At 70.1% G+C, this 24,301-nt stretch carries 25 protein-coding genes; 14 read left to right on the top strand and 11 right to left on the bottom strand.

The annotated features are described in order from the left end of the window. Positions 1 to 13 precede the first annotated feature (13 nt). Positions 14 to 1,036 carry a zinc-dependent alcohol dehydrogenase family protein gene (locus V2S05_RS08250; protein ID WP_413634695.1) on the bottom strand — a complete coding sequence of 341 codons (1,023 nt, stop codon included), beginning with the start codon at positions 1,034 to 1,036 and terminating at the stop codon, positions 14 to 16. 62 nt (positions 1,037 to 1,098) lie between these two features. Here V2S05_RS08250 and V2S05_RS08245 point away from each other — a divergent pair, with 62 nt between their 5' ends. Both V2S05_RS08245 and V2S05_RS08240 read left to right on the top strand, forming a co-directional pair. Continuing rightward, positions 1,099 to 1,467, top strand: a complete 369-nt coding sequence (locus V2S05_RS08245) for a YidH family protein (RefSeq protein WP_271639357.1) — start codon at positions 1,099 to 1,101, stop codon at positions 1,465 to 1,467. After that, positions 1,464 to 1,838: a DUF202 domain-containing protein gene (locus tag V2S05_RS08240; protein ID WP_413634694.1), complete on the top strand. Its 375-nt coding sequence runs from the start codon at positions 1,464 to 1,466 to the stop codon at positions 1,836 to 1,838. The genes V2S05_RS08245 and V2S05_RS08240 overlap by 4 nt, the downstream gene beginning before the upstream one ends. 25 nt (positions 1,839 to 1,863) lie before the next feature. On the opposite strand, the gene V2S05_RS08235 is transcribed toward V2S05_RS08240, so the two are convergent. Then, on the bottom strand, positions 1,864 to 2,817 hold the full coding sequence (locus tag V2S05_RS08235; RefSeq protein WP_413634693.1) for a formylglycine-generating enzyme family protein: 954 nt from the start codon (positions 2,815 to 2,817) through the stop codon (positions 1,864 to 1,866). A gap of 167 nt (positions 2,818 to 2,984) precedes the next feature. Between V2S05_RS08235 and V2S05_RS08230 the strand changes: the two genes are divergently transcribed. The 9 genes from V2S05_RS08230 to V2S05_RS08190 all read left to right on the top strand — a co-directional run bounded on the left by V2S05_RS08230 (position 2,985) and on the right by V2S05_RS08190 (position 12,073). Further along, complete coding sequence (locus V2S05_RS08230) at positions 2,985 to 4,652, top strand: MDR family MFS transporter (protein ID WP_413634692.1); 1,668 nt, start codon at positions 2,985 to 2,987, stop codon at positions 4,650 to 4,652. A 1-nt stretch (position 4,653) separates the two neighbouring features. After that, a complete protein-coding gene (locus V2S05_RS08225; protein WP_413634691.1) occupies positions 4,654 to 5,091 on the top strand; it encodes a MarR family winged helix-turn-helix transcriptional regulator in 438 nt (145 codons plus the stop codon). A gap of 131 nt (positions 5,092 to 5,222) precedes the next feature. Further along, positions 5,223 to 5,696 (top strand): MarR family winged helix-turn-helix transcriptional regulator, encoded by a 474-nt coding sequence (locus V2S05_RS08220; protein ID WP_413634690.1) that lies wholly within the window; start codon positions 5,223 to 5,225, stop codon positions 5,694 to 5,696. Positions 5,697 to 5,805: 109 nt separating this feature from the next. Beyond that, entirely contained in the window at positions 5,806 to 6,960 is a 1,155-nt protein-coding gene (locus V2S05_RS08215; protein ID WP_413634689.1) for a Gfo/Idh/MocA family protein, read from the top strand. Further along, positions 6,957 to 8,126, top strand: coding sequence for a dihydrodipicolinate synthase family protein (locus V2S05_RS08210; protein ID WP_413634688.1), 1,170 nt, complete (start codon positions 6,957 to 6,959; stop codon positions 8,124 to 8,126). The genes V2S05_RS08215 and V2S05_RS08210 overlap by 4 nt, the downstream gene beginning before the upstream one ends. Before the next feature lie 92 nt (positions 8,127 to 8,218). Continuing rightward, positions 8,219 to 9,079, top strand: coding sequence for a sugar phosphate isomerase/epimerase family protein (locus tag V2S05_RS08205; RefSeq protein WP_413635258.1), 861 nt, complete (start codon positions 8,219 to 8,221; stop codon positions 9,077 to 9,079). Positions 9,080 to 9,128: 49 nt separating this feature from the next. Next, positions 9,129 to 9,929: a sugar phosphate isomerase/epimerase family protein gene (locus V2S05_RS08200; RefSeq protein ID WP_413634687.1), complete on the top strand. Its 801-nt coding sequence runs from the start codon at positions 9,129 to 9,131 to the stop codon at positions 9,927 to 9,929. 9 nt (positions 9,930 to 9,938) lie between these two features. Continuing rightward, positions 9,939 to 10,964 carry a LacI family DNA-binding transcriptional regulator gene (locus tag V2S05_RS08195; protein WP_413634686.1) on the top strand — a complete coding sequence of 342 codons (1,026 nt, stop codon included), beginning with the start codon at positions 9,939 to 9,941 and terminating at the stop codon, positions 10,962 to 10,964. Next, on the top strand, positions 10,961 to 12,073 hold the full coding sequence (locus tag V2S05_RS08190) for a glycerate kinase (protein ID WP_413634685.1): 1,113 nt from the start codon (positions 10,961 to 10,963) through the stop codon (positions 12,071 to 12,073). The genes V2S05_RS08195 and V2S05_RS08190 overlap by 4 nt, the downstream gene beginning before the upstream one ends. 106 nt (positions 12,074 to 12,179) lie before the next feature. Here V2S05_RS08190 and pgm read toward each other — a convergent pair whose 3' ends face one another. Then, positions 12,180 to 13,823, bottom strand: a complete 1,644-nt coding sequence (gene pgm / locus V2S05_RS08185) for a phosphoglucomutase (alpha-D-glucose-1,6-bisphosphate-dependent) (protein WP_413634684.1) — start codon at positions 13,821 to 13,823, stop codon at positions 12,180 to 12,182. A gap of 123 nt (positions 13,824 to 13,946) precedes the next feature. On the opposite strand from pgm, the gene pheA reads away from it, so the two are divergent. Then, the gene (pheA, locus tag V2S05_RS08180) at positions 13,947 to 14,888 is read left to right on the top strand and encodes a prephenate dehydratase (protein WP_413634683.1); all 942 of its coding nucleotides are present in this window, start codon (positions 13,947 to 13,949) and stop codon (positions 14,886 to 14,888) included. 314 nt (positions 14,889 to 15,202) lie between these two features. On the opposite strand, the gene V2S05_RS08175 is transcribed toward pheA, so the two are convergent. Together V2S05_RS08175 and V2S05_RS08170 are read right to left on the bottom strand one after the other, a co-directional pair. Beyond that, positions 15,203 to 16,141: an endonuclease domain-containing protein gene (locus V2S05_RS08175; RefSeq protein ID WP_413634682.1), complete on the bottom strand. Its 939-nt coding sequence runs from the start codon at positions 16,139 to 16,141 to the stop codon at positions 15,203 to 15,205. A gap of 501 nt (positions 16,142 to 16,642) precedes the next feature. Next, entirely contained in the window at positions 16,643 to 17,686 is a 1,044-nt protein-coding gene (locus V2S05_RS08170; protein ID WP_413634681.1) for an LLM class flavin-dependent oxidoreductase, read from the bottom strand. Positions 17,687 to 17,757: 71 nt separating this feature from the next. Between V2S05_RS08170 and V2S05_RS08165 the strand changes: the two genes are divergently transcribed. Next, entirely contained in the window at positions 17,758 to 19,452 is a 1,695-nt protein-coding gene (locus V2S05_RS08165) for a cation:proton antiporter (RefSeq protein WP_413634680.1), read from the top strand. 112 nt (positions 19,453 to 19,564) lie between these two features. Here the strand turns inward: V2S05_RS08165 and V2S05_RS08160 are convergent, their stop codons facing one another. Both V2S05_RS08160 and V2S05_RS08155 read right to left on the bottom strand, forming a co-directional pair. Then, positions 19,565 to 19,780 carry a DUF2795 domain-containing protein gene (locus V2S05_RS08160; RefSeq protein ID WP_413634679.1) on the bottom strand — a complete coding sequence of 72 codons (216 nt, stop codon included), beginning with the start codon at positions 19,778 to 19,780 and terminating at the stop codon, positions 19,565 to 19,567. A gap of 62 nt (positions 19,781 to 19,842) precedes the next feature. Continuing rightward, positions 19,843 to 20,265, bottom strand: coding sequence for an Hsp20/alpha crystallin family protein (locus tag V2S05_RS08155; protein ID WP_271639373.1), 423 nt, complete (start codon positions 20,263 to 20,265; stop codon positions 19,843 to 19,845). Between the two features lie 127 nt (positions 20,266 to 20,392). Here V2S05_RS08155 and V2S05_RS08150 point away from each other — a divergent pair, with 127 nt between their 5' ends. Next, positions 20,393 to 20,683, top strand: coding sequence for a MerR family transcriptional regulator (locus V2S05_RS08150; protein ID WP_271639374.1), 291 nt, complete (start codon positions 20,393 to 20,395; stop codon positions 20,681 to 20,683). Between the two features lie 154 nt (positions 20,684 to 20,837). Here V2S05_RS08150 and V2S05_RS08145 read toward each other — a convergent pair whose 3' ends face one another. The 4 genes from V2S05_RS08145 to V2S05_RS08130 form a co-directional block, all read right to left on the bottom strand. Continuing rightward, positions 20,838 to 22,265: a dicarboxylate/amino acid:cation symporter gene (locus tag V2S05_RS08145; protein WP_271639375.1), complete on the bottom strand. Its 1,428-nt coding sequence runs from the start codon at positions 22,263 to 22,265 to the stop codon at positions 20,838 to 20,840. Between the two features lie 241 nt (positions 22,266 to 22,506). After that, complete coding sequence (locus V2S05_RS08140; RefSeq protein ID WP_340086089.1) at positions 22,507 to 22,746, bottom strand: helix-turn-helix transcriptional regulator; 240 nt, start codon at positions 22,744 to 22,746, stop codon at positions 22,507 to 22,509. Further along, a complete protein-coding gene (locus tag V2S05_RS08135; protein WP_413634678.1) occupies positions 22,743 to 23,489 on the bottom strand; it encodes a hypothetical protein in 747 nt (248 codons plus the stop codon). The genes V2S05_RS08140 and V2S05_RS08135 overlap by 4 nt, the downstream gene beginning before the upstream one ends. Beyond that, the gene (locus V2S05_RS08130; RefSeq protein WP_413634677.1) at positions 23,489 to 24,112 is read right to left on the bottom strand and encodes a DUF2975 domain-containing protein; all 624 of its coding nucleotides are present in this window, start codon (positions 24,110 to 24,112) and stop codon (positions 23,489 to 23,491) included. Before V2S05_RS08130 ends, V2S05_RS08135 begins: the two co-directional genes overlap by 1 nt. Between the last annotated feature and the right edge of the window lie 189 nt (positions 24,113 to 24,301).

Below are 24,301 nucleotides of genomic sequence, written 5' to 3'. Positions count from 1 at the left end.
GCGCGGGCCCGACTCAGAACTCGAGCATCACCTTGATGGCGCGGCGCTCGTCCATCGCCCGATAGCCCTCTGCCGCTTCGTCGATCGACAGCGTCTGATCGAACACGACGCCCGGGTCGATCTGATCGGTCATGATCCGCTCGATCAGGTCGGGCAGGAAGTGGCGCACCGGTGCGGGCCCGCCGTGCAGGTGGATGCCCGAGAGGAACAGCTCCTGCCCGTCCAGGCTCACCCCGTGCGAGACGCCGACGAACCCCACATGGCCGCCGGCACGGGTGGAGCGGATGGCCTGCTGCATCGCCTCCTGTGTGCCGACCGCCTCGATGGTGGAGTGAGCGCCGTAGCCGCCCGTCATCTCCTTGATCGCCGCGACGCCGGCATCCCCTCGCGCCTCGACGATGTCGGTCGCGCCGAAGCGACGGGCGAGCTGCTGGCGGTCGGCGTGCCGCGACATCGCGATGATGCGCTCGGCCCCAAGCTGCGACGCCGCGAGGATGCCGAGCAGGCCGACCGCCCCGTCGCCGACCACCGCGACCGTCTTGCCGGGACCGGCCTCGGCGGCGACCGCCGCGAACCACCCCGTGCCGAGCACGTCGGATGCGGCGAGCAGGCTGCGACGACGCTCGGGCGTGATCTCCCCGGTGACCTTGACGAGCGTGCCGTCGGCCCAGGGGATCCGGGCGTACTCGGCCTGCGTGCCGATCGAGCCCATCCCGACGACGTGGATGCACCGCGACTGGTAGCCGGCCCGGCAGATCTCGCAGGTGTTGTCGGATGCCATGAACGAGCCGACCACGAAGTCGCCGACCTCGATGTCGCGCACCCCCGACCCGATCCGCTCGACGACGCCGATGTACTCGTGCCCCATCCGCGACGGCCGCTTCACCGGCGAGATGCCGCGGTAGGGCCACAGATCCGAGCCGCAGATGCAGGCGGCATCGACGCGGATGATCGCATCGGTCGGCTCGACGAGCTCGGGGGTCGGGACATCCTCGACCCGGACGTCGCCGGGTCCGTGCATGATGACTGCGCGCATGCGTCTACTCCACCACTCCGCGGCGCGGATTGCGAGGGCTTCGACGCCGGTATCCTGAACGGGTGAGTGCGCAGCCCGATCGTCGTTTCCCGCGTTCGGTGTTCCGGCAGGGCAGTGAGCCCGACGTGCGCTTCTCCCTCGCCAACGAGCGCACCTTCCTCGCCTGGACCCGCACCGCGCTGGCGCTGATCGCGGGTGGCGTCGCACTCGAAGCCCTCGCGCTCGACATGTACGCCCCGCTGCGGCTGGCCGCCTCGCTCGTGCTCATCATCACTGGCATCGTGCTGCCGGTCATCGCCTGGGTGGAGTGGTCGCGGGTGGAGCGCGCCATGCGCCTCGGCAGACCCCTGCCGCAGCCTCCCACGGGGATCGTGCTCGCCGTCGCGGTGGTCGCCTCGGGCGTGCTCGTGCTGCTCGCCGTGCTGCGATGAGCGATCGCTCCGACGGATCGTCGGCCGGCTCGTCGCGGTCGGGGCCGTTCGATGCCGGGCTGCAGCTCGAGCGCACCTCGCTGTCGTGGCGGCGCACCGCGCTGTCGATCGCGGTCGGCTCGCTGGTCTCGCTGCGGCTGCTCCCGCTGTGGCTCGGCGGCGCGCAGTGGGTGCTGCCTGGAATGGTGGGCCTGGTGGCGGCATCCCTCCTCTGGCGGGTGTCGCGGCGGCGTCACCACGCATTCATGGTCGACGTCGAGTCCGACCGCGTGCCGTGTGCGGCCGGAGCGGGGGCTCTGCTCGCGCTCACCACCGGCGTCGCGGCGGTCGGGATGCTGGGGCTGGCCGCCGTCCTGACCGTGTCGATCTGACGGCGGACGCCCGCTGCGACGCCCGCTACAGGCCGACGGTGCGGAACCCGGCGTTGCCCATCGAGGAGTCGGGCGTGTTCTGCGAGCGCGCCGAATTGCGGTAGCGGTTGCAGTACGACGAGTGGCAGAGGTAGCTTCCGCCGCGCAGCACGCGCGACTGCCCGCGTTCCGGTCCGGTCGGAGCGTGTTCGGGAGAGACGCGGTAGTACCCGGGCGAGAACCAGTCCGACGCCCACTCCCACACGTTGCCGACCATCTGCCACAGCCCGTACCCGTTGGGCTCGAACGAGCGCACCGGGGCGGTGGTCAGCCAGCCGTCCTCGAGGGTGTTCGCCCGGGGGAACTCGCCCTGCCAGATGTTCGTGCGCCAGCCGCCCTCGTCGACCTCGGCATCGCCCCAGGGGTACTTCCGCTGCTCGAGCCCGCCGCGAGCGGCGTACTCCCACTCGGCCTCGGTCGGCAGCCGGCGTCCCGCCCATTCGCAGTACGCCTGGGCGTCGTTCCAGCTGATGTGCACCGCGGGGTGATCGCCCATGCCCTCGATGCTCGAACGCTGACCGCCGGGATGCCGCCAGTCGGCGCCGCGCACGCCGATCCACCATGGCGTCTGCGGCGGCCGGCCCAGCACGTCGGCCTCGTCGGCCGCGAGCGCGAGATGGAACACCGCCGAGAAGCCGAACTCCTCGGCCTCGGTGCGGTACCCGGTGTCGTCCACGAAGCGTGCGAAGTCGTCGTTGGTCACGCTCGTGGCATCCATCGAGAAGGCATCGAGCGTCACGCGGTGCAGGGGCACCTCGCCGTCGGCGGCGTTGCGGTCGCCAGAGGAATCGCCCATCACGAACGACCCGGCCGGCACGGCCACCTGCGGCACGGCGTGCTGGGACCCTCCCGCGGTCGGGGCGGCGCCCGGACGCAGCGAGACCGTCGCGAAGGCCGACCGCGCGGGCGTGCCGCAGCCGCATGAGCATCCAGCGTCCACAGCTCATCCTTCCGGCGGCACGGGAGGGGGGCGGGTGCCGCCCATCGAGCCTAACCGGCACGCAGCGTTCGGCGCTCCGGAATAGTTGATGTCCAGCAATAGTTGATGACTGTCAACGATCCGTGATAAGGTTGAGAAAGATCAACCATCTTCAGGAGCTGCACCTTTTGACCTCTCTTCCGTCCTCTCACGCGCCGACCACCCGCTCGGCGCGTGAGGTCTTCACCGCCATCTCGGGCCTCATCGTCGGCATGTTCGTCGCCGTGCTCTCGGGCACCGTCGTCTCGACGTCGCTGCCGGTCATCATCGCCGACCTCGGCGGCACCCAGGCGCAGTACACCTGGGTCATCACCGCCAGCCTGCTGGCCACCGCCGTCTCGACCCCGATCTGGGGCAAGCTCGCCGACCTGCTCGATCGCAAGGTGCTCGTGCAGCTCTCGCTCGTGCTGTTCACCGTCGGCACCGTGATCTCGGGCTTCTCCACCGACACGAACATGCTCATCGCCGTGCGCGTCGTGCAGGGCATCGGCGTCGGCGGACTCATGTCGCTGGTCATGGTGGCCGTGGCCCTGATCATCTCGCCGCGCGAGCGCGGCAAGTACATGGGCGTCGTCGGCGGCATCATGGCCTTCGCCACGATCGGCGGACCGCTGCTGGGCGGATTCATCACCGACGTGTGGGGCTGGCGCGCGAACTTCTTCGTCGGCGTGCCCTTCGCCGTGCTCGCGCTCGTGCTGCTGCAGCTCACCCTGCACCTGCCGAAGCCCCAGAACATCAAAGTCTCGATCGACTACCTCGGCATCGTGCTGCTCGCCGTCGGCGTCTCCGCGCTGCTCATCTGGGTCTCGATGGGCGGCTCGCAGTTCGACTGGGACTCGTCGACCAGCTACGTGCTCGGCATCGGCGCAGCCGTCGTGATCGTCGCGTTCATCGTCGTCGAGTTCTTCGTCGCCGAGCCGATCGTGCCGATGTCGCTGTTCAAGAACCGCACCTTCACGCTCTCGGTGATCGCCTCGATCGCGATCGGCGTGTCGATGTTCGCCACCTCGGTCTTCCTCGCGCAGTACTTCCAGCTCGCCCGCGGCGCCACGCCCACCGAGTCGGGCCTGATGACGATCCCGATGATCATCGGCCAGATGGGAGCGTCGATCATCATCGGTCAGCTCGTGAGCCGCTTCGGCAAGTGGAAGGGCTGGATGATGCTGGGGTCGGTGCTCGCCCTCGTCGGCGTGTCGCTGATGTCGACCCTGCGCTGGGACACCCCGTTCATCCTCGTCGCGACCTACATGTTCGTGCTGGGCGCCGGGCTCGGCATGGTCATGCAGAACCTCACCCTGATCGTGCAGAACGACACCCCGCCGCGGCAGCTGGGCGCGGCCTCCTCGGGCGTCAACTTCTTCCGCACCATCGCCGGCACCATCGGTGTGACGATCATGGGCTCGATCCTCGCCACCAACGTCGGCTCGTACATCAAGGACGACCTCAGCACATTCGTGCCGAAGTCGCCCGAAGAGGTGAGCGCTCTGAGATCGCTCGGCTCGGGCAACGTGCCGGACATGTCGTCGCTGCCCGAGAGCATCCGTCGCGTGGTCGAGTCGGCCTACGGCCTGGGAATCGCCGACGCGTTCATCGTCGCCGTGCCGCTCGCGGTGATCGGCGTGATCGCGATCGCCTTCATCCGCAACAAGCCGCTGTCGACGAAGAACTCCGCCGAGCAGCTGCGCGAGCAGGCCGAGGGATCGGCGATCGAGGTCGCCGAGGCCGAGGTCGGCGGGTCGACCGGCAGCATCCGCGTCGTCGAGAACGACGGGCGCGTGCGCGAGCAGGTGCGCTGAGGTGCACACGCAGAGCGTCGACGACGCGCTCGCCGACTTCCAGGGGCATCTGAACCTGATCTTCGCGCGGGCGAAGACGCTGTGGCGGGAGTCGGCGGCGCGGATGCACCCCGATCTGCAGCCCTCGGGATACAAGCTGCTGTCGTACATCGCCCGCACCGGCGGGTCGAACGCCCACCAGCTGGCCGAGCTGTTCGAGATGGACAAGTCGATGGTGAGCCGTCAGATCCGGATGCTCGAGGACTTCGGCCTCCTCGAATCGCGCCCTGACGAGCGCGACGGCCGGCTGCGGGTGCTCACCGCGACCGCCGGCGCGCAGGAGACGCTCGCCCGGCTGCGGGCGGAGAACGCCGAGCGCATGCGGGCGGTGCTCGCCGAGCTGACCCCGGACGAGGTGCAGGCCGCGTCGAAGGCGTTCCGCCTGCTCGCGGAGGTCTGAGCCGGGCTCGTCCCCCGCTCGCGTGCGGGGTCAGTTGTGCGCGGTTCCGTCCGCGGATGCGTACCCAGATGACCTCGCACGGTGATTGCACCGCGACTGCCGGCCGACGGGGCGCGGTTTAGGCTGGCGATGTGAGCGAAACGCCGGCAGATCCGCCTGCCCCCGAGGTGCCCCTCGACGGCGCGGCACTCGACGCGGCCGTTCATCGGGTGGAACGCGATCTCGGCCGGCTGTTCGCGCGGATCCGCGTCGGATGGCGCGAGGCCGCCGCGACCGTGCATCCCGACCTGCAGCCGCTGGGGTATCAGGTGCTCGTGTCGATCGTGAACGGCCTCGGCAGCGCGGGCGAGATCATCGAGCGCCTGCACACCGACAAATCGGCGGTGAGTCGTCAGGTCAGTCGTCTCACCGAGCTCGGGCTGGTCGAGAGCATCCGGGATGCCGATGACCGGCGGGCACGCCGCCTGGTCGCCACCCCTCTGGCGGTGGAGCGCGTCACGGCCGCGCGGGCGGCCTATGAGAGCCGCCTCGGAGAGCGCCTGCGACGCTGGTCGGCCGAGGATCTCGACCACTTCGCCGACCTGCTCGACGGCCTCGCCGGCTGAGCCCGGTTGCGGTGACGTCGAGAAGGTGCTTCTATGTCGGAAAGCGTTTACCCACTCTTTCTCGGACGCCATCTCCGCCGAGATTCAGACTTCGACAGAACGGACCACCATGACCGACGTGCGTGAGATCGGCATCATCATGAACGGCGTCTCCGGGCGCATGGGCTACCGGCAGCACCTGGTGCGCTCGATCCTCGCGATCCGCGACCAGGGCGGCGTGGAACTGCCTGACGGATCGAAGGTCACCGTCAAGCCGATGCTCGTCGGCCGCAGCGAGGCCAAGCTCGCCGAGCTCGCCGCGAAGCACGGCATCGATGACTACACCACCGACCTCGACGCGGCACTCGCCGACCCGCAGTGGGAGATCTACGCCGACTTCCTCGTGACCAAGGCGCGCGCCACCGCGATCCGCAAGGCCATCGCCGCGGGCAAGGCGATCTACACCGAGAAGCCCACCGCCGAGTCGCTCGAGGAAGCTCTCGAACTCGCGAAGCTCGCCGAGGGCGCCGGCGTGAAGACCGGAGTCGTGCACGACAAGCTGTACCTGCCCGGCCTGCAGAAGCTCAAGCGCCTGATCGACTCCGGCTTCTTCGGCCGCATCCTGTCGGTGCGCGGCGAGTTCGGCTACTGGGTGTTCGAGGGAGACTGGCAGCCCGCGCAGCGGCCGAGCTGGAACTACCGCACCGAAGACGGCGGCGGCATCATCACCGACATGTTCCCGCACTGGAACTACGTGCTCGAGAACCTCTTCGGCGAGGTCAAGAGCGTCTACGCCCAGGCCGCCGTGCACATCGCCGACCGCTGGGACGAGAAGGGCGAGCACTACACCGCCACGGCCGAGGATGCCGCGTACGGCATCTTCGAGCTCGCGGGCGGCGTGATCGCCGAGATCAACTCGTCGTGGACCGTGCGCGTGAACCGCGACGAGCTCGTCGAATTCCAGGTCGACGGCACACATGGCTCGGCCGTGGTCGGACTGTTCGGCTGCAAGATCCAGCCGCGCAACGCCACCCCGAAGCCGGTCTGGAACCCCGACCTCGAAGACACTCACGACTACGACGCCGACTGGCAGAACGTGCCCACGAACGACGTGTTCCTCAACGGGTTCCGTCAGCAGTGGGAGGAGTACCTCGCCTCCTACGTGCTGGGCACGGAGTACCCGTTCGACCTGCTCGCGGGTGCTCGCGGTGTGCAGTTCGCCGAGGCGGGGCTGACCTCGAGCGCCGAGGGCCGCAAGGTCGCCATCGAGAAGCTGTCGCTGTGAGCACGCTGCGCCTGCTCTCGGCATCCGGAGCGCTCTCCGAGACCGCTCTCAACGACTCGGGTGCGTACGCGCGCCCGATCGCACCGCTGCGCTCCCGCGTCGCGTACGCGGCGGCCCACGTCGTGCCGAAGGTGCACGGCGACAACACCCCCGGCCGCCCGGCCGACATCGACTGGGACGCCACGCTCGCGTTCCGCCGCAATGTCTACTCATGGGGGCTGGGCGTGGCGGATGCCATGGACACCGCTCAGCGCAACATGGGCCTCGACGCGGCCGCGACGCGCGAGCTGATCGCCCGCAGCGCCGAGGTGGCGCGCGAAGAAGGCGGCTCGGTCGTGGTCGGGGTGAACACCGACCACGTCGACGAGACGCACATCTCCCTACAGCAGGTCATCGACGCCTACATCTCTCAGCTCGAATACACCGAGCAGCAGGGCGCGGGGCCGGTGCTCATGGCATCCCGCCACCTCGCCCGCGTCGCCGAGTCGGCCGACGACTACCGTCGGGTGTACCGGACTGTGCTCGAGCGCGCCACCACCCCAGTCGTGCTGCACTGGCTGGGCACGGCGTTCGACCCCGAACTGGAGGGGTACTTCGGATCGACCGAGTGGCCCGAAGCGGCCGAGGTGCTGCTCGACATCATCAACGAGAACCCGGCGAAGATCGCCGGCGTGAAGATGAGCCTGCTCGACGCGGAGAGCGAGATCTCGGTGCGCGAGCGCCTGCCCGAGGGCGTGCGGATGTTCACCGGCGACGACTTCAACTACGTCTCGCTGATCGGCGACTCGCAGGTGGGGCGGCGTTCCTACTCCGACGCGCTGCTGGGCGCCTTCGCCGCCATCACCCCGGTCGCCTCCGCAGCGATCCAGGCGCTCGACGCCGGCGATGACGCGGCCTATCGCCGCATTCTCGGTCCCACCGAAGAGCTCAGCCGCCAGATCTTCGCCGCGCCGACGTTCTACTACAAGACCGGGGTTGCGTTCCTGTCGTGGCTGAACGGCCACCAGCCCGCGTTCCAGATGGTCGGAGGGCTGCACTCCGCCCGCAGCCTGCCGCACCTCTCGCGCATCGTCGAGCTGGCCAACGCCTCGCTCGCCCTCGAGAATCCCGAGCTGGCCCGCGAACGCTGGCACGGGATGCTGACGCTGAACGGATTCGAGCTGTGAGCGCCGCGGACTCCGCACAGATGTCGGCGCAGAACACGGATGTCGGTCCGGATGCCGTGGTTTCCCCCGGCATCCGTGATTCGCGCCGACATGTGTCCGCCGACCCCCGCCTGTCGATCAATCAGGCGACCATCAAGTACGCCGATCTCGCCACCGCCCTGCGGGTGACGACGGACGCCGGCGTGCAGTCCATCGGTCTGTGGCGCGAGCCCGTGAACGAGGTCGGCCTCGACACGGCGACGAAGATGCTCGCCGACTCGGGCCTGCGCTTCTCGACGCACTGCCGTGGCGGGTTCTTCACACTCCCTGCCGGGCCGGATCGCGACGCCGCCCTCGACGACAACCGTCGGGCGATCGACGAGACAGCGGCCCTGGCCGCCGCCGGAGCCGACGGATCGACCGCCGTGCTCGTGCTCGTCGCGGGCGGCCTGCCCGAGGGATCGCGAGACCTGACCGGCGCGCGCGAGCGGGTGCGGGATGCCATCGGCTCGCTCGCCCCGTACGCGCAGAGCGCCGGGGTCACCCTGGCGATCGAGCCCCTGCATCCGATGTTCGGATCGGACCGCTGCGTGGTGACCACGCTCGGCCAGGCGCTCGACATCGCGGGCGACTTCGACGCCGACGTGGTCGGAGCCGCGGTCGACACCTTCCACATCTGGTGGGATCCGCAGGTGCTGGGGCAGATCGCCCGAGCCGGGCGTGAGGGACGCATCTCGACGTACCAGGTGTGCGACTGGAAGACGCCGTTCCCCGCCGACGTGCTGCTCTCGCGGCACTACATGGGCGACGGGATCATCGACTTCGCCTCGCTCACCCGCGCGGTCGTCGAGACCGGCTACGACCGTGACATCGAGGTGGAGATCTTCAATGTCGACATCTGGTCGGATGCGCCCGAGAAGGTCGTCGCGCGCACCGCGGAGTCGTTCGCGGCGACCGTCTCGCCGTACCTGTGATCGTTCGATGTGATTTCGTAGGGATGTCGGCATCGTCGGGGAGGCGCGCATGATCAGACCGGGACTGTGCTCGGTGACCTTCCGTCAGCTCGCCGCGGAGGAGGTCGTCGCCCGGGCGGCTTCCGCCGGCCTCGAGGTGATCGAGTGGGGCGGCGACGTGCACGTGCCGCCGGGCGATGCCGAGCGAGCGGCCGAGGTCGCGGCGGCGACGACGGATGCCGGTCTTGCGGTGTGCTCGTACGGCTCCTATTTCAGAGCGGAAGCCGATGAGGCGCTCACGCCGATCCTCGACAGCGCCACCGCGCTGGCCGCCGACCGGGTGCGCATCTGGGCCGGGAGGACGGGTTCGGCCGAAGCGAGTCCGCAGCACTACGCGCAGATCGTCGCCAGGCTGAGGGATGCCGTCGCCGAGGCGTCGGAGTGCGGCATAGCGCTGGCGCTCGAGTTCCACCGTCGCACGCTCGCCGACACCCCGGCCGCCACCCTGCGGCTGCTGGCCGACGTGCCGGGGCTCTCGACGTACTGGCAGCCCAGTGTGGACGCCCCGGATGAGGTCGCACTCGCCGAGTACGAGCAGGTCGCGGCGCACACCAGCGCCGTGCACGTGTTCTCGTGGTGGCCGTTCGACACGCGCCTGCGTCTCGCTGAGCGGGCGACCCTCTGGCATCCGCTCTTCGCCACGGCGTCGGCGCAGCCGGCGCCGCCGCGTGACGCCCTGCTCGAGTTCGTCGTCGACGACGACCCCGCGCTACTGCCTGCGGAGGCCGCCGCCCTCCTCGCCCTCCTCGGGCGCGACCCCTCGGTCGAGTCGTCCGATCGGGCGACGGGCCGGGATGCCGGGCGTCGCTAGGCTGTGGCCATGACCGCCGACCCCGCGTCTGGGCGCACCTCGCCGCCCACGCTGCACGACGTCGCACGCGCGGCGGGCGTCTCGCTCGCGACCGCTTCCCGGGTGCTGAACGGCTCGGAGCGCAAGGTCGCCGAGTCGTTCCGGGAGCGCGTCGAGAAGGCCGCTGACGAGCTCGGCTACACCGCCAACGCCTCCGCACAGGCCACCGCGCGCGGCACGTCGGCGGCCATCGCGCTGCTCGTCGCCGACATCGCCGACCCGTACTTCGGGCTGATCGCCTCGGGCGTGGCCCGCTCGGCTGACGCCGAGGGGCTCATCGTCACCGTGGCGATCACCGAACGCGACCCCGACCGCGAGGTGCGCATCCTGCGGGCTCTGCGCGGTCAGCGCCCGCGCGGCGTGATTCTTGCCGCGTCACGGGCCGAGAACCAGGGTGCGTCGAGCATCGCCGAGCTGGCAGCGTTCCGCACGCTGGGCGCGCGGACGGTGACGTTCGGCGAGGGCGGGGATCGTCGCATCGGGATCGATAACCGCGGCGGTGCGGAGCGGCTCGGCGTTCAGATGGCGCGGCTCGGCTACCGTCGAGCGATCGCCCTCGCCGCGGCGCCGGGGGTGCGCGCCTCCGACGACCGTCTCGCCGGATTCACGGCTGGTTTCGCCGCAGGGGGCGGCGAGGTCGGCCGCGTGCACCGGGGCTCCTTCGAGCGCGAGTCGGGAGCTGCGGCGATGGCGCAGGCCCTGGCCGAGGGGGTGGATGCCGGCACCCTCGTCTTCGCGCTCAGCGACGTGATCGCCGTCGGGGCGATGACGGCCATTCGCGACGCCGGCCGCCGCGTCGGGGAGGACATCGCCGTGTGCGGGTTCGACGACGTGCCGGTCAGCAGCGACGTCACCCCGCGCCTGACCACCGTGCGCGTGCCGCTGAGCGACCTCGGTGAGCAGGCGTTCCGCGCGATCGTCGATCCCGAGTGGGCCCAGCCGCCCGCCGCCCTCGAGGTGATCGTGCGCGAGAGCACGCCCGGAGTCGCGCGGTGACACGCGTCGTCTTCGCCCCCGACAGCTTCAAGGGCACGATCGCAGCAGCGGATGCGGCCCGCGTGCTGGCGGACGCGTGGCGGTCGGTCGATCCGAGCGCCGATGCGGTGCTGCGCCCCATGGCCGACGGGGGAGAGGGCACCGTCGCCGCCTTCGCCGCGGCGGTTTCGGGCGCCGAGCGGATGCCGATCATCGTCGACGGCCCTGCCGGGCATTTCGTCGAGACAACCTGGCTGCTGCTGCCGGCGTCCGCCGGGACACCCGGCGGCACGGCCGTGATCGATCTGGCCTCGACCTCGGGCATCGAGCTGCTCGACGAGCTGCGGCCCTGGGATGCCGATTCGCGCGGCTTCGGGCAGGCGATCGCGGCGGCACTCGACCACGGCGTCTCACGCCTGGTGCTCGGTATCGGATCGAGCGCGTCGACCGACGGCGGCACCGGAATGCTGCGCGCGCTCGGCGCGCGCTTCCTCTCCGCGGACGGCACGGAGATCGCGCCGGGCGCGCGCGGTCTGCGCGATATTGCCTCGGTCGACCTGGCTCGCCTGCGCCCCGCTCCGGAGGTGCGAGTGCTCACCGATGTCACCAACCCGCTCACCGACCCCCGCGGCGCGGCGACCGTGTTCGGTCCGCAGAAGGGCTTGACCGACACCGCCGATCAGCAGCGGGTGGATGCCGGTCTCGCTCGCCTCGCCGAACTGCTCGACCTCGACCCGCGGACCCCGGGCGCCGGTGCCGCGGGCGGAGTGGGCGCCGCGCTGCTCGCCTGGGGCGGCGCGCTGCTGCCGGGGGCTGCGGAGGTCGCGCACCTGATCGGCCTCGCCGACGCCATCGCCGGGGCCGACGTCGTCGTGACCGGCGAGGGCGCCTACGACGGGCAGTCAGGAGAAGGCAAGGTGCCCTCGTTCGTGGCATCCCTCGCCGCAGCCTCCGGCGTCGAAGCGCTGCTCGTCGCCGGCCGGATCGCACCGGATGCCGATCTCGCGCCGTTCACGCACACTCGCTCGCTCACCGCGCTCGCCGGGTCGAGCGCGGCCGCGCTGGCCAGCACCGCGCGTTGGCTGCACGAGGCCGGCCGGCAGCTGGCGCTCGCGGCGAGCGACGCCTGACGGGCATCCGGCTCGCGCGCGGGCGCTGACGGGCATCCGGCTCGCGCGCGGGCGCTGACGGGCATCCGAACCGCGCGGGAGCGCCGCAGCGCGACGGAGGTCGGCTTCAGCCCTCCAGCGCCGCGCTGACGACCGCGCGAGCCTCCTCCTGCACCTGCGCGAGGTGATCCGGACCCTTGAGGCTCTCGGCGTACAGCTTGTAGACGTCCTCGGTGCCCGAGGGGCGCGCGGCGAACCACGCGTGCTCGGTCTGCACCTTCAGGCCGCCGATCGCCGCGCCGTTGCCCGGCGCGTGCGACAGCTTCGCCGTGATGGGCTCGCCGGCCAGGTCGGTCGCGGTCACGGCATCCGGCGCCAGCTTGCCGAGCGTCGCCTTCTGCTCCGGCGTCGCCGGGGCGTCCACCCGCTGGTAGGCGGACGATCCGAAGGCCTGCTCGAGCTCGCGGTAGCGCTCCGACGGCGTCTTGCCGGTCACCGCGACGATCTCGGCGGCGAGCAGGCAGAGCAGGATGCCGTCCTTGTCGGTCGACCACACGGTGCCGTCCATGCGCAGGAACGACGCGCCGGCCGACTCCTCGCCGCCGAACGCGACCGAGCCGTCAAGCAGACCGGGCACGAACCACTTGAACCCGACCGGAACCTCGAGCAGGCGGCGGCCGAGCGACTCGGCGACACGGTCGATGATCATCGACGACACGAGCGTCTTGCCGATCGCGGCGTCGCGCGGCCACTCGGTGCGATGCGAGAACAGGTAGTCGATCGCGACAGCGAGGTAGTGGTTCGGGTTCATCAGCCCCTCGTCGGGGGTGACGATGCCGTGGCGATCGGCGTCGGCGTCGTTCCCGGTGAGCACGTCGTAGTCGCCGCGCTTCGCCACGAGCGATGCCATCGCGCTGGGCGATGACGGATCCATGCGGATCTTCTCGTCCCAGTCGAGGGTCATGAAACGCCAGGTCGGGTCGACCTCGGGGTTCACCACGGTGAGGTCGATGCCGTGCATCTCCTTGATCAGCTGCCAGTACTCGACCGAAGCGCCGCCCATCGGGTCGGCGCCGATCCGCACGCCCGCCCGCTTGATGGCCTCGATGTCGATGATCGAGGGGAGATCGCGCACGTACGCGTCGCGGAAGTCGTACTGGCCGATCGAGTCGTCGTCGATGTCGGCGTGCGGAACCCGCTCGACGCCCTCCAGACCGGCCTCGATCAGGGCGTTCGCGCGCTGCGCGATCCACGTCGTCGCGTCGGTGTCGGCGGGTCCGCCGTGCGGCGGGTTGTACTTGAAGCCGCCGTCGCGGGGCGGGTTGTGGCTCGGGGTGATGACGATCCCGTCGGCGCGGTCGGGGTCGTCGGCCGCGCGCCCCCGGTTGTGGGTGAGGATGGCATGGCTGAGCGCGGGCGTGGGCACCCACGAGTCGCGGGAGTCGACGCGCACGTCGACGCCGTTGCCGATCAGCACCTCGATCGCGGTGCGCTCTGCCGGAAGCGACAGCGCATGCGTGTCGCGGCCGAGGAACAGCGGCCCCCGGATGCCCTGCTCGCGGCGGTAGTCGACGATGGCCTGCGTGGTGGCCACGATGTGCTGCTCGTTGAAGCTCGTCGTGAGCGAGGAGCCGCGGTGCCCGCTCGTGCCGAACGCGACCCGCTGCGCGGCCACGGAGGGGTCGGGGATGCGGTCGTAGTAGGCGGCGATCAGCTCGTCGACGTCGATGAGGTCTTGTTCCTCCGCAGGGAGGCCGGCTCGGCTCGTCATGGGAACAGTCTGCCCCTCCTCGGGCGGTCGCGCACCTCGGCCGGGGGCGGATGCCGTGAGCCGAGCGTTCGTGGTAATGAAACGGCTCGAGGGCCCGGTGACCTGCGGGGCTAGGCTGACCAGGTGACCGAACGCCGCACCTACAGCTATCTGGGCCCCGCAGGAACCTTCACCGAAGCAGCGCTCGACCAGGTGCCCGAGGCCCGCGGTCACGAGTGGAAGCCCGTGCACAACGTCGGCGAGGCGCTCGCCGACGTGCTCGAGGGCCGCAGCCACGCGGCGATGATCGCGATCGAGAACTCCGTCGAGGGCGGGGTGTCCACCACGCTCGATGCGCTCGCCACGCTGCCGGGGCTGCGCATCATCGGCGAGTACCTGGTGAAGGTGAACTTCGTGCTCGTGGGCAAGCCCGGCGTGCGGCTGGAGGACGTCGAGGTCATCGCCGCGCATCCCGTCGCCTACGCGCAGTGCCACAGCTGGCTCGGCGAGCACCTGCCCCGGCACGCACATGTTCCGGCGGCGAGCAACGTGGCATCCATCCTCGGCGTGCTCGACGGATCGTCGCCCGCTCAGGCCGCTATCGCCGCCCCCGGGATCGTGCAGCACCACGACGTCGAGGTGCTCGCCGAGCAGATCGGCGACAACGACAACGCCGTGACGCGCTTCGTGCTCGTGTCGAAGCCCACCCCGCCGGGCGAGCCGACCGGGGCCGACAAGACCTCGCTGATCGTCGAGCTGCCCGACGACCGCCCCGGCGCGCTGCTCGACATGCTCGAGCAGTTCTCGACCCGCGGCATCAACCTGTCGCTGCTGCAGTCGCGGCCGGTCGGCGACGCGCTCGGCCGGTACCGATTCGTGGTGGATGCCGACGGGCACGCCTACGACGAGCGCATGGCCGACGCTCTGCTGGGCATCCGCCGGTTCAGCCCGCGCGTCGTCTTCCTCGGCTCGTACCCCCGCGCCGACCGCCGGATCGTGCACTACCCCGAGCGGTACGCCGACGGCGTGTTCGTCGAGGCCCGCGACTGGCTGCGCGCCCTGCTGCACGGCGAGCCCGAGGCGTAGGTCGCCGCGGCCTGGCCGACGGCCTCGCTCGCTCGGCGGCCCGAGGGCCGGTGTCGCGCGGCGCTGCGGCTTCGCGGCATCGGCTGGGATGCAAAAGTGGGGCGTGGTCTCGCCCGCACCGCACTTTCCCATCCCCAGCTCGGCGCGTGTCCCGGGCTGGGACGGATCTGCCCCGCCTGGGATGGGTAAGTCTGGCGTAGCACCGCTTGCACCGCACTTTCACATATCCGCCTCAGCACCCGCGACAGCCGGGATGCATAAGTGCGGCGGCGGACATCCCGAACCGACCGAAAGCAGCCCAGGGCGTCTGATGTTCAGCGGCGGGATGCCAGCGCGGAGCGGACGCGGGTGATCAACGCATCCGGATCATCGAGATCCACCTGGGTCAGGCGCATGACGATCCAGCCGAGGGCTTCGAGTTCGCGCTGTCGCTGGATGTCGCGACGCCACTGCTCCTGGCTCGTGCGGTGCCCATCGCCTTCGTACTCGATCGCGATCTTCGCCTCGGGATAGGCCAGGTCGACCCGAGCGATCCGCCTGTGCCCGTCGAACACGTCGTGCTGAACGTGCGGCTCCGGCAAGCCGTGGCGCACGAGCATGAGTCGAGTCTCCGTCTCTTTCGGCGACTCGACGCCGTCTCGGGCGAGTGCAAGCGCCGTGCGCACCGTGTCGCGCCCTGTGAACCACCCCCAGCAGTCGACCCGTATCGCGATCTCACTGCGAGTGACGCGAGGGCGTCCTGGTTCCAGACCCGGGTAATTGAGAGAGCGGGTGATGATCGCATCGATGGCGATCACCGCAGCCTCGAGGCTCAGCTCGTGCGCTGTCGTGATCAGCGCAGCGACGGGATCGACCGTCCGCACGCCGCGAACCGTCCAGGTCGAGGCGCGATCCTCAGTCAGTCGGCGTCCCGCGACGCCGGCGGTTCTGGGTGGAGTCGCATTCCGCGGAACCGCGATCTCTATCGGTTCCCGCGGCTTCTTCTCGGTCTTCGGCTGCCAGGGGTCCGGGTGCGGGATGCCCCACACCCGCATGGCGGACCTGCCCACGAGGCGATGGTGCGGGCGCATCCGCGGGCGGTAGCACGCGACGTTCTGCAGAAAGGTCTCCGGCTCGGCGGGCGCGCGCACGCCGTTGAAGGGGCGGGCGAGGTCGGGCGCACTGGCGCGCCACTTGCCGACGCCCGCGGCCGTGGCGTCGCGCAACGCGAAGTGGACACCGAGCGCGGCGGGCAGTGTCTTCCGGTGGTGCATCCGGCCATGATGGCCGAGCGCGCCCCCGGGGCGAGCGACGATCTCCGCTCCCTGTGGGCGAGAGAGCCCCCGCGATCTGCTGTGCAGGAGCAGTCGTGTCGACGGTATGTGCCTGCCGACGCGAACGCCGTCGCCACCGCAGGGTCGGGGTGGGATGGAAAAGTGCGTTGCCAGCCCGTGCGGGCCAGACGAATCCATCCCCGGTGCCGGGTGATCACGAGCCGGGGATGGAAAAGTGCGTTGCCAGCCCGTGCGGGCCAGACGAATCCATCCCCGGTGCCGCGTGACCACGAGCCGGAGATGGAAAAGTGCGTTGCCAGCCCGTGCGGGCCAGACGAATCCATCTCCGGTGGCGCGTGACCAGGAGCCGGGGATGGAGAAGTGCGTTGCCAGCCCGTGCGGGCCAGACAAATCCATCCCCGGTGCCACGAGCCCGGGATGGATTATGCCGGCGCGAACGTGTCCGTGCCGGAGGAATGCATCTCTGACTGGGTGGCGCGCCTACGCCACCAGCAGGTCGAGGGTCTGCGCTCGGCCGGCGGCCGAGTCGAGCGGCTCGCCGTCGTAGGCTCCCGCCACCGGCGAGACCATGATCTCGTCGACGCCGTGCTGCGTGGCGAACGCGGCCAGAGCCGCGCGCACCTCGCCGCCCTCGCCGATCAGCCAGCGCTGACGCATCGCGTCGATGAGGGTCTGCTCCTGGGCATCCGGATGCTCGGCGAGACCGCGCTGGGCCTCTTCGACCGTCTCGAGCGGCCTCATCGGCTTGTTGCCGCGCAGTCGTGCCATCGCGCGCAGCTGCGGCAGGGCGCGGGCCTCGGCCTCTTCTGCCGAGGGCGCGGCGACCACGTTGGCGGTGAGGAAGGTGAGTGGGGCGTCGAGGGTCTCGGAGGGGCGGAACTGCGAGCGGTACAGGTCGAGGGCGCGCTCGAGCCCCACTCCCGCGAAGTGGTTCGCGAACACGTACGGCAGGCCCTGCGCGGCGGCCAGCTGAGCGGAGTAGTCGCTCGAGCCCAGCAGCCAGATCGTCGGGGATCCGGATGCCGCGGGCGTCGCCTTCACGCCGTATTCGCCGCCGCTGGTGAAGCGCACCGTCGCGCCGTCGGACTGCAGCATGGCGGCGATGTCCTGTACGTGGGAGGGGAAGCGCTCGACGTCTCCGGTGGTGCCCGACTGGCGCAGCAGATGCGTGATCACGGGGTCGCTGCCCGGCGCACGCCCGATGCCGAGATCGATGCGACCCGGGGCGAGCGCTTCGAGCGCGGCGAACTGCTCGGCGACGATCAGCGGCGCGTGGTTGGGCAGCATGACGCCGCCCGAGCCGACGCGAATGCGCTGCGTGCGCGCCGCGGCGGCGGCGATCAGAACGGGCGGGCTGGTCGAGGCCACCGACGGCATGTTGTGATGCTCGGCGAACCAGAAGCGGGTGAGTCCGAGCTCGTCGGCGTGCTGCGCGAGTGCCATTGACGATGCGACGGCCTGCGCGCTGGTCTGGCCGGTGCGGACAGGTACGAGATCGAGGACGGAGAGCGCGGGAGTAGTCATCATCAGACGACAACGTCGGTGGGCGCGCCCGCATTCCTCCGCTCGCGCATCGCAGGCGTACTCTTCCTGGAATGGAGTCCAGCATCTTCTTCATCGTCGTCGGCGCCGTCGCGGTCGCAGCAGTGGCCCGTCGCCGCGGATGGCCGGCGCCTCTGCTCGTCACGGTGGTCGCGCTGCTGGCATCCTTCCTGCCCTTCGTGCCGGATGTCGCGATCGACGGGCACGTGCTGCTCAACGTCGTCCTGCCGCCGCTGCTCTACTCGGCGGCGCTCGACGTATCGTTCCTGAGCTTCCGCCGGGCGATACCGCAGATCCGGCGGCTGGGGGTCGGTCTCGTCGTCGTCACCGCTGTCGTGGTCGGCGTGCTGGCGTGGTGGATCATGCCCGCACTGACTCTGCCGGGAGCGCTGCTGCTGGGTGCGGTCGTCGCACCACCGGATGCCGTGTCGGCAGCCTCCATCGGGCGGCGTCTTGGCCTGCCGCGTCGCGTGATGACCGTGCTTTCTGGGGAGAGCCTGATCAACGACGCCACGTCGCTGACGATGTTCCGGGTGTTCGCGGCGATCGTCGCCGGAGCGACGGTATCGCTCTGGGACGGCATCTGGCAGTTCGCGCTCGCCGTGATGGTCGGAATAGCTGTCGGGCTGGTGTTCGGGATCGTGCTGCACCAGCTGCGGATGCGCGTGGACGATCCGGTCGTCAACGGCACGTTCGGCCTGCTCGCCCCGTTCGGCGCCTACGCGATCGCGGAGCAGCTGCTCGGATCGGGAGTGCTGGCCGTGGTCGCGATGGGCCTGTTCGTCGGGTTCAACGCGCCCAAGACGAGCTACGCCACCAGGCAGCAGGAGGCACCGCTGTGGCTCTCGGCCGACTTCCTTCTGGAGTCGTTCGTGTTCGCGTACATCGGGCTGCAGCTGCCGCGGGTGGTCGGAGAGCTGAAAGACGGTGAGGGCGACACGATCGTGCTGCTCGCGGTGGTCGTGCTGGTCGCGGTGCTTCTCGTGCGGCCGCTCTTCGTGTATCCGGCGGGCGCATGGGGGCAGCGCTGGACGAAGTTCCGGCTGCGCCGATGGGAGAAGATGTCCGCCGCGAAGGAGGTGCTCCCCATCGCCGACGGCCGGGGCCACCGGCATCCGCTCACCGAGGATCAGCTGCGCCGCCGACTTGTCGAGAGCCGACTCTCGTGGCGTGATAACGCCGTGATCTCATGGGCGGGCATGCGCGGGGTGGTGACGTTGGCGACGGCCCTCGCCGCCGCCGATCTCGCGGGTCTCGACGCCGTGGCGTCCCACGCCATCGTCGTGGTCGCGTTCGTCGTCACCGTCGGCACGCTGCTGCTGCAGGGGCTGACGCTGCCCTGGCTGATCCGGGTGCTGGGTGTCGTCGATGACGAGGAGGCGCGGGAGGATGCCAGGCAGCTGGAGTCCGTGCGCGAACGCAGCCGCGAGGTCGGCAAGGCCTACCTGCGCGAAGCGAGGCGCGCGTGGGCGCAGGAGTACGGCGAGGATCAGCTGCCGCCGTTCGACGCGTACGCCGAGCGCCTGGTGCGCATGCAGGCCGGACCCGGCCGGGCGGGCGAGGGGCCCGCACGCCCCTCGCCCGAGCAGTTCGCGGCGATGGCCAAGGGGTGGCTGTCGGCGCGTCGCGACCTGCTGCTCGAAGAGCGACGCGCCGGCAACCTCAGCGAAGAGGTCATGCACGAGCTGATCGCCGCAATGGATGCCGAAGAACTCGCGCTCGACACCCGGATGGCGCTGCGCACCTGAAACGGGCGTCGAGCGGCGTCGCCGACGAGGCAGCGGACGAGCGAGCGCTGCGCGGCGAACGAGCGGCGTCAGGCCGAACGGCGGCGACCGAACGGGGTGAGGCCGCTCGTGGTCAGGCCGCCACGAGCGCGTCGGCCGGCGGCCATGCCAGGCGCAGAGCGCCGACGACCTGCCAGCGGGCGCTGAAGCTGTGGTCGCGGAGTCGCTCGAGAGCGGCGATGTCGGCGCTGTCGAGTCCGTCGCGGACGGCTTCGCGCAGCAGGTCGTCCTTCGTGGCGGGGAATTCCATCTCGGCGAGGAACCGTCGGAGGGCGGGGGACGGGGACATGACACATTCCTTTCCGGATCGGAGTGGGGAGCGCCCTCGCCGGGCGCTCCCCACTGTGCGAATCAGGCGCTGATCGCCTCGGGGGTGTCGGTCGACTCGACCCGGATGCGGCGCGGCTTGGCACGCTCGCTGACCGGGATGATCACCGTGAGCACGCCGCTGTCGTACGATGCGCTGATGCGCTCGAGGTCGACGCCGTCGCCGAGTGTGAACTGGCGGAAGTAGGTTCCGGTGCCGCGCTCGCGGGCGATCCAGCGCATGCCTTCGCCGGTGTCGGCGGTGCGCTGCGCGCGGATCGACAGCTGCGAGCCATCGAGATCGACGTCGATCGAGCCGGGGTCGGCGCCCGGGATGTCGGCATGCAAGACATAGCGGTCGCCGTCGCGGCAGAGGTCGACGGGCATCACGCGCGGGGCGCGCACGGAGTCCAGCACGCTCGCGGCGAATCGATCGAGCTGACTGATCGGATCGAGGGTCATGGCCATGGTGTTCTCCTCTCACTATGGGCCGCCGGTCGACGGCTCTGATCTCTGATGCAGGGAATCTGCATCCGTTGCTGTATATTTATAGCGCCCAGTTCGACAGATTTCAAGTACCCGGAACGGATGCCAGATGACCGAGCGTGACGCCGCAACTCCGCTGTACGGGATCGCCGTGGCGGCCGATCTCGCCGACGTCCCCGAGGCGACGCTGCGGCTGTACGAGCGGCGCGGACTGCTCACCCCGTTCCGCAGCGACGGCGGCACGAGGCGGTACAGCGACGACGACATCGATCGCCTTCGCCGGGTGGCCGAGCTGCGCGATGCCGGGGTGAACCTCGCCGGCATCGGGCGCGTCCTCGATCTGGAGGACGAGAACGGCGAGCTGCGTCGCGAGCTCGAGCAGGAGCGTCGGGAACGCTGACCTCGGCTGGCGCGAGAACGATGCCTCGCCGGATGCGCGCAGCCGTTGGAGCTGGCTGCGCCCGGGCATCCGGGTCGCCTGTTTTTCGGCATCCGGATGCCGAAAGCGCTCCGCCCCGGAGAAAGGGGTGGAGCGCTCTCGTCGATGCAGCGGGTCAGCGTGCGCCTGCCGGCTCCTTCGTGGTGTCCGGCTCCGGGGCATCCGCGTCGTCGATGTCTTCCGCGAACGGCAGGCCGTTGCGGGGGGCGTTGTAGAGCTCCTCGTCGAGGATGCCCTCGCGCTTGGCGACGATGGCCGGCACGAGGGCCTGGCCCGCGACGTTCACCGCGGTGCGGCCCATGTCGAGGATCGGGTCGATGGCGAGCAGCAGTCCGACGCCCTCGAGCGGCAGGCCCAGGGTGGACAGGGTGAGGGTGAGCATCACGACCGCGCCTGTGGTGCCGGCGGTGGCGGCCGAGCCGACGACCGAGACGATCACGATCAGCAGGTACTGGATGAAGCTCAGCTGAATGTCGAAGAACTGGGCCACGAAGATCGCCGAGATCGCCGGGTAGATGGCGGCGCAGCCGTCCATCTTGGTGGTCGCACCGAGCGGCACGGCGAACGACGCGTAGCCGCGGGGCACGCCGAGGTTGCGCTCGGTGACGCGCTGCGTGAGCGGCAGGGTGCCGATCGACGAGCGGCTGACGAAGGCCAGCTGCACGGCGGGCCAAACGCCCGAGAAGTACTGCTTGATCGACAGGCCGTGGGTCTTCACGAGGATCGGGTAGACCACGAAGATCACCAGGGCGAGGCCGATGTAGATCGCCGCGGCGAACCATGCGAGCGAGGTCAGCTTGTCCCAGCCGTACTTGACGACGGCCGAGCCGATGAGGCCGAAGGTACCGATCGGGGCGATACGGATGATCCACCACAGCACGCGCTGGATGACCTTGAGCAGCGACTCGGTGAAGGCGAGGAACGGCTCGGCCTTGCGGCCGGCCCTGAGGGCGGCGATTCCCACGACCGCGGCCACCACGATGACCTGCAGGATGTTGAAGTTCACGCTCGACACGAGTGTGCCCTCGACGGGACCGGGGCCCGTCGACACGGACAGGCCGAGGAAGTTCTGCGGGATCAGACCGAGCAGGAAGTTCCACCAGGTGCCGACCGTGTACGGGTCGCCCGTCTCTAGGCCCGCCCCCGCCTTCGCGCCGGGCTGGATGACCAGGCCGAGCGTGATGCCGATGATCACGGCGATGAACGCGGTGATGCCGAACCAGAGGATCGTCTGACCCGCGAGGCGCGCGGCGTTCTGCACGCGGCGCAGGTTGGAGATGCTCGCGACGATCGCCGTGAAGATCAGCGGCACCACGGCCGCCTTCAGCAGCGTGACGTACGAGCTGCCGATGCGGTCGAGCGTGTCGGACAGTACCGTCGGGTTGGTGCCGCTCGCGCCGAGCGAGACGGCGATCAGGCCGACGCCGATGCCCAGGATGAGGGCGGCGATGATCTGGAACCCGAAGGATGTCAGCAGCTTGCGGACCGGGCCCCGGGTGTCGGGCGCCTTCTGGGCGCGCGCGGTGGAAGATGAGGTGCTCAAGGGAACTCCAATTGTCTGCGCGGAGTGCGCGTCGTGTGGGGTAAACGCTAAGCGGATCGCTGTATTCCCGCGAATATGTGTGACGAAGCATGACGGCGCGGGGTTCCCCGGCCCGGGCCGCGGTCGCTCCGCCCACACCGCCCGGTCGCAGAGCGGACACCCTCCCGGTCGTTCAGCGAGCGAAGCGAGTCGAAACGCCGACGCACCCGCCGGACGCAACCCCGGATGAGCCAGCACCCACTCATCCGCGCGGCGCCAGCACCAGCAGGTCTCCCACCTCGCACTCGAGCGCGTCGCACACCGCCCGCAGCGTCGAATACCTGATCGCCCGCGCCCGATCGTTCTTCAGCACCGACAGGTTCACGATGCTCACCCCCACCCGAGCGCTCAACTCGGTCAGCGTCATCCCGCGCTCGGCGAGCAGCTCGTCGAGACGGCAGTGAATGCCCGTAAACTCGTCATCCGCCTCCGCCGGCGTCATACCAGCCCCTCCGTCTCGCGCTGCAGTCGAGTTCCGTTGCGCAGGATCACCGCGAGGGCGGCGAACGCCAGCCCGGCCGCGATCGGCCAGAACGGAAGCGTGACGCTGAATACAGGGTCGGGCCACCAGGCATCCAGCACGTCGTCGATGCCGGCGACCTTCTCGTAGCCACCGCCGGAGTACTCGAGAAGCTCGGACGACGCCATGCTTCCCGCGATATCCGACAGCACCTGCGCGCCGATGCCGCCGAGGCTGACCACGACCGCCGTCACCATAGACATCCGAGACAGCACCGGCGCGAAAGCGCGTCCCCGCAGCAGCTGGAAGCACGACAGGGCCACCATGGCCGCGACGGCGCCCGGCGCCAGCCACCACAGCGCCTGACCGATCGCCCAGCACACCCGCGCACCTACGCTCAGGCCCTCGACCACCACGTCGGCAGCGGTGAAGCCGCCGCTGATTCGCGTCGCGCTCGCGCCCTCGACGAACGCACCCTCCGGCAGCGTCGGCCAGTACGCGGCCGTGGGTACGGTGATCTGCACGGCGCTCTGCACCAGCGTCGAGACGGCGGTCACGAGCGCGCCGATGATCGCGATACCCGCCCACAGCAGTGCGACCCAGAAGGTCACGCGAATGACCGAAGACTCACCGCGCCCACGCCCGCCGGCGCGGGCGAAGGCGACGACGGCGACGCCCAGCACGACGACGAGCGCCGCCGCCAGCATCCACAGTGCGACGCCCATCAGACCAGCCCCTCGGCCTCGCGCTGCAGCCGGTCGCCGACCACGAACACCGAGCCGACCACGGCCAGTGCGAAGGCGGCGAGCACGAAGGTGAACGGCTCGACCGAGATCACCGCCGTGTCGAACGGGCCGTCGATCGCGTGAGCCATCGCGGCGTTCGCGAGCATGTTGTCGAAGAAGTGCGATGCCGCGGCTCCGATCAACCCCACTCCGCCGCCGATCGCGGCGAGCCGCGTGTTGGCCTTCCCGAACACCCGCCCGCGCAGGATGTTGCGGCTCAGCGCGATCAGGCAGGCTACAACGACGACCACCGTCGTGGCGAAGGCGATCTGCCCCAGCACCCCGGGAACCACGCCGATTGCCCCGAGCCCCTCCACGGTGATGACACCCTGGTCGAGCTCGACGGGAATGGTCGTGGCGCCGATCCGCGCATCCGCCGTGGTGTCGAGGAACTGCACGAGAACCTCGATCGGGCCGCCGCGCACCAGGTCGCCGATGCGGACGCTGACGTTCCACACCGTCCACGCGGCGATCGCCACGCCGGCGATGACGAACAGCGCCAGGCTGACGGTGTCGCCCTTGCTGAGTGTGCGCTCCGCCGGAGCGCCGTCGGTGATCTTCATTTCTGCTCCATATCGACATTCGTTGTTATCGGCTTTCGTTAACATAACGACTCTCGATATGGGTGTCAATGCGGGATGGCATTTCGACGCGCTGCGCTTGCTCACTCACGTATGCCGACGGCGAACACGACCGTTCCACCCCGCCGCGGTGGTTACTCTCGATGTACACGGCGCCACCGCCGCTTCGCC

The organism is Microbacterium sp. OR16 (genome assembly GCF_047306725.1).
GTDB lineage: Bacteria > Actinomycetota > Actinomycetes > Actinomycetales > Microbacteriaceae > Microbacterium.
The sequence above is the reverse complement of the archived record's forward strand: the minus strand, read 5'-3'. Positions and strand labels throughout refer to the sequence as shown.

Bases quoted from the DNA above. Each gene is read 5' to 3' on its own strand.
- V2S05_RS08135 (WP_413634678.1), bottom strand. From the start codon at position 23,489: ATGGGCGTCGCACTGTGGATGCTGGCGGCGGCGCTCGTCGTCGTGCTG.
- V2S05_RS08155 (WP_271639373.1), bottom strand. From the start codon at position 20,265: ATGGCCATGACCCTCGATCCGATCAGTCAGCTCGATCGATTCGCCGCG.
- pgm (WP_413634684.1), bottom strand. From the start codon at position 13,823: ATGACGAGCCGAGCCGGCCTCCCTGCGGAGGAACAAGACCTCATCGAC.
- V2S05_RS08240 (WP_413634694.1), top strand. From the start codon at position 1,464: ATGAGCGATCGCTCCGACGGATCGTCGGCCGGCTCGTCGCGGTCGGGG.
- V2S05_RS08165 (WP_413634680.1), top strand. From the start codon at position 17,758: ATGGAGTCCAGCATCTTCTTCATCGTCGTCGGCGCCGTCGCGGTCGCA.
- V2S05_RS08195 (WP_413634686.1), top strand. From the start codon at position 9,939: ATGACCGCCGACCCCGCGTCTGGGCGCACCTCGCCGCCCACGCTGCAC.
- V2S05_RS08250 (WP_413634695.1), bottom strand. From the start codon at position 1,036: ATGCGCGCAGTCATCATGCACGGACCCGGCGACGTCCGGGTCGAGGAT.
- V2S05_RS08175 (WP_413634682.1), bottom strand. From the start codon at position 16,141: ATGCACCACCGGAAGACACTGCCCGCCGCGCTCGGTGTCCACTTCGCG.
- V2S05_RS08170 (WP_413634681.1), bottom strand. From the start codon at position 17,686: ATGACTACTCCCGCGCTCTCCGTCCTCGATCTCGTACCTGTCCGCACC.
- V2S05_RS08160 (WP_413634679.1), bottom strand. From the start codon at position 19,780: ATGTCCCCGTCCCCCGCCCTCCGACGGTTCCTCGCCGAGATGGAATTC.
- V2S05_RS08150 (WP_271639374.1), top strand. From the start codon at position 20,393: ATGACCGAGCGTGACGCCGCAACTCCGCTGTACGGGATCGCCGTGGCG.
- V2S05_RS08130 (WP_413634677.1), bottom strand. From the start codon at position 24,112: ATGAAGATCACCGACGGCGCTCCGGCGGAGCGCACACTCAGCAAGGGC.
- V2S05_RS08200 (WP_413634687.1), top strand. From the start codon at position 9,129: ATGATCAGACCGGGACTGTGCTCGGTGACCTTCCGTCAGCTCGCCGCG.
- V2S05_RS08215 (WP_413634689.1), top strand. From the start codon at position 5,806: ATGACCGACGTGCGTGAGATCGGCATCATCATGAACGGCGTCTCCGGG.
- V2S05_RS08140 (WP_340086089.1), bottom strand. From the start codon at position 22,746: ATGACGCCGGCGGAGGCGGATGACGAGTTTACGGGCATTCACTGCCGT.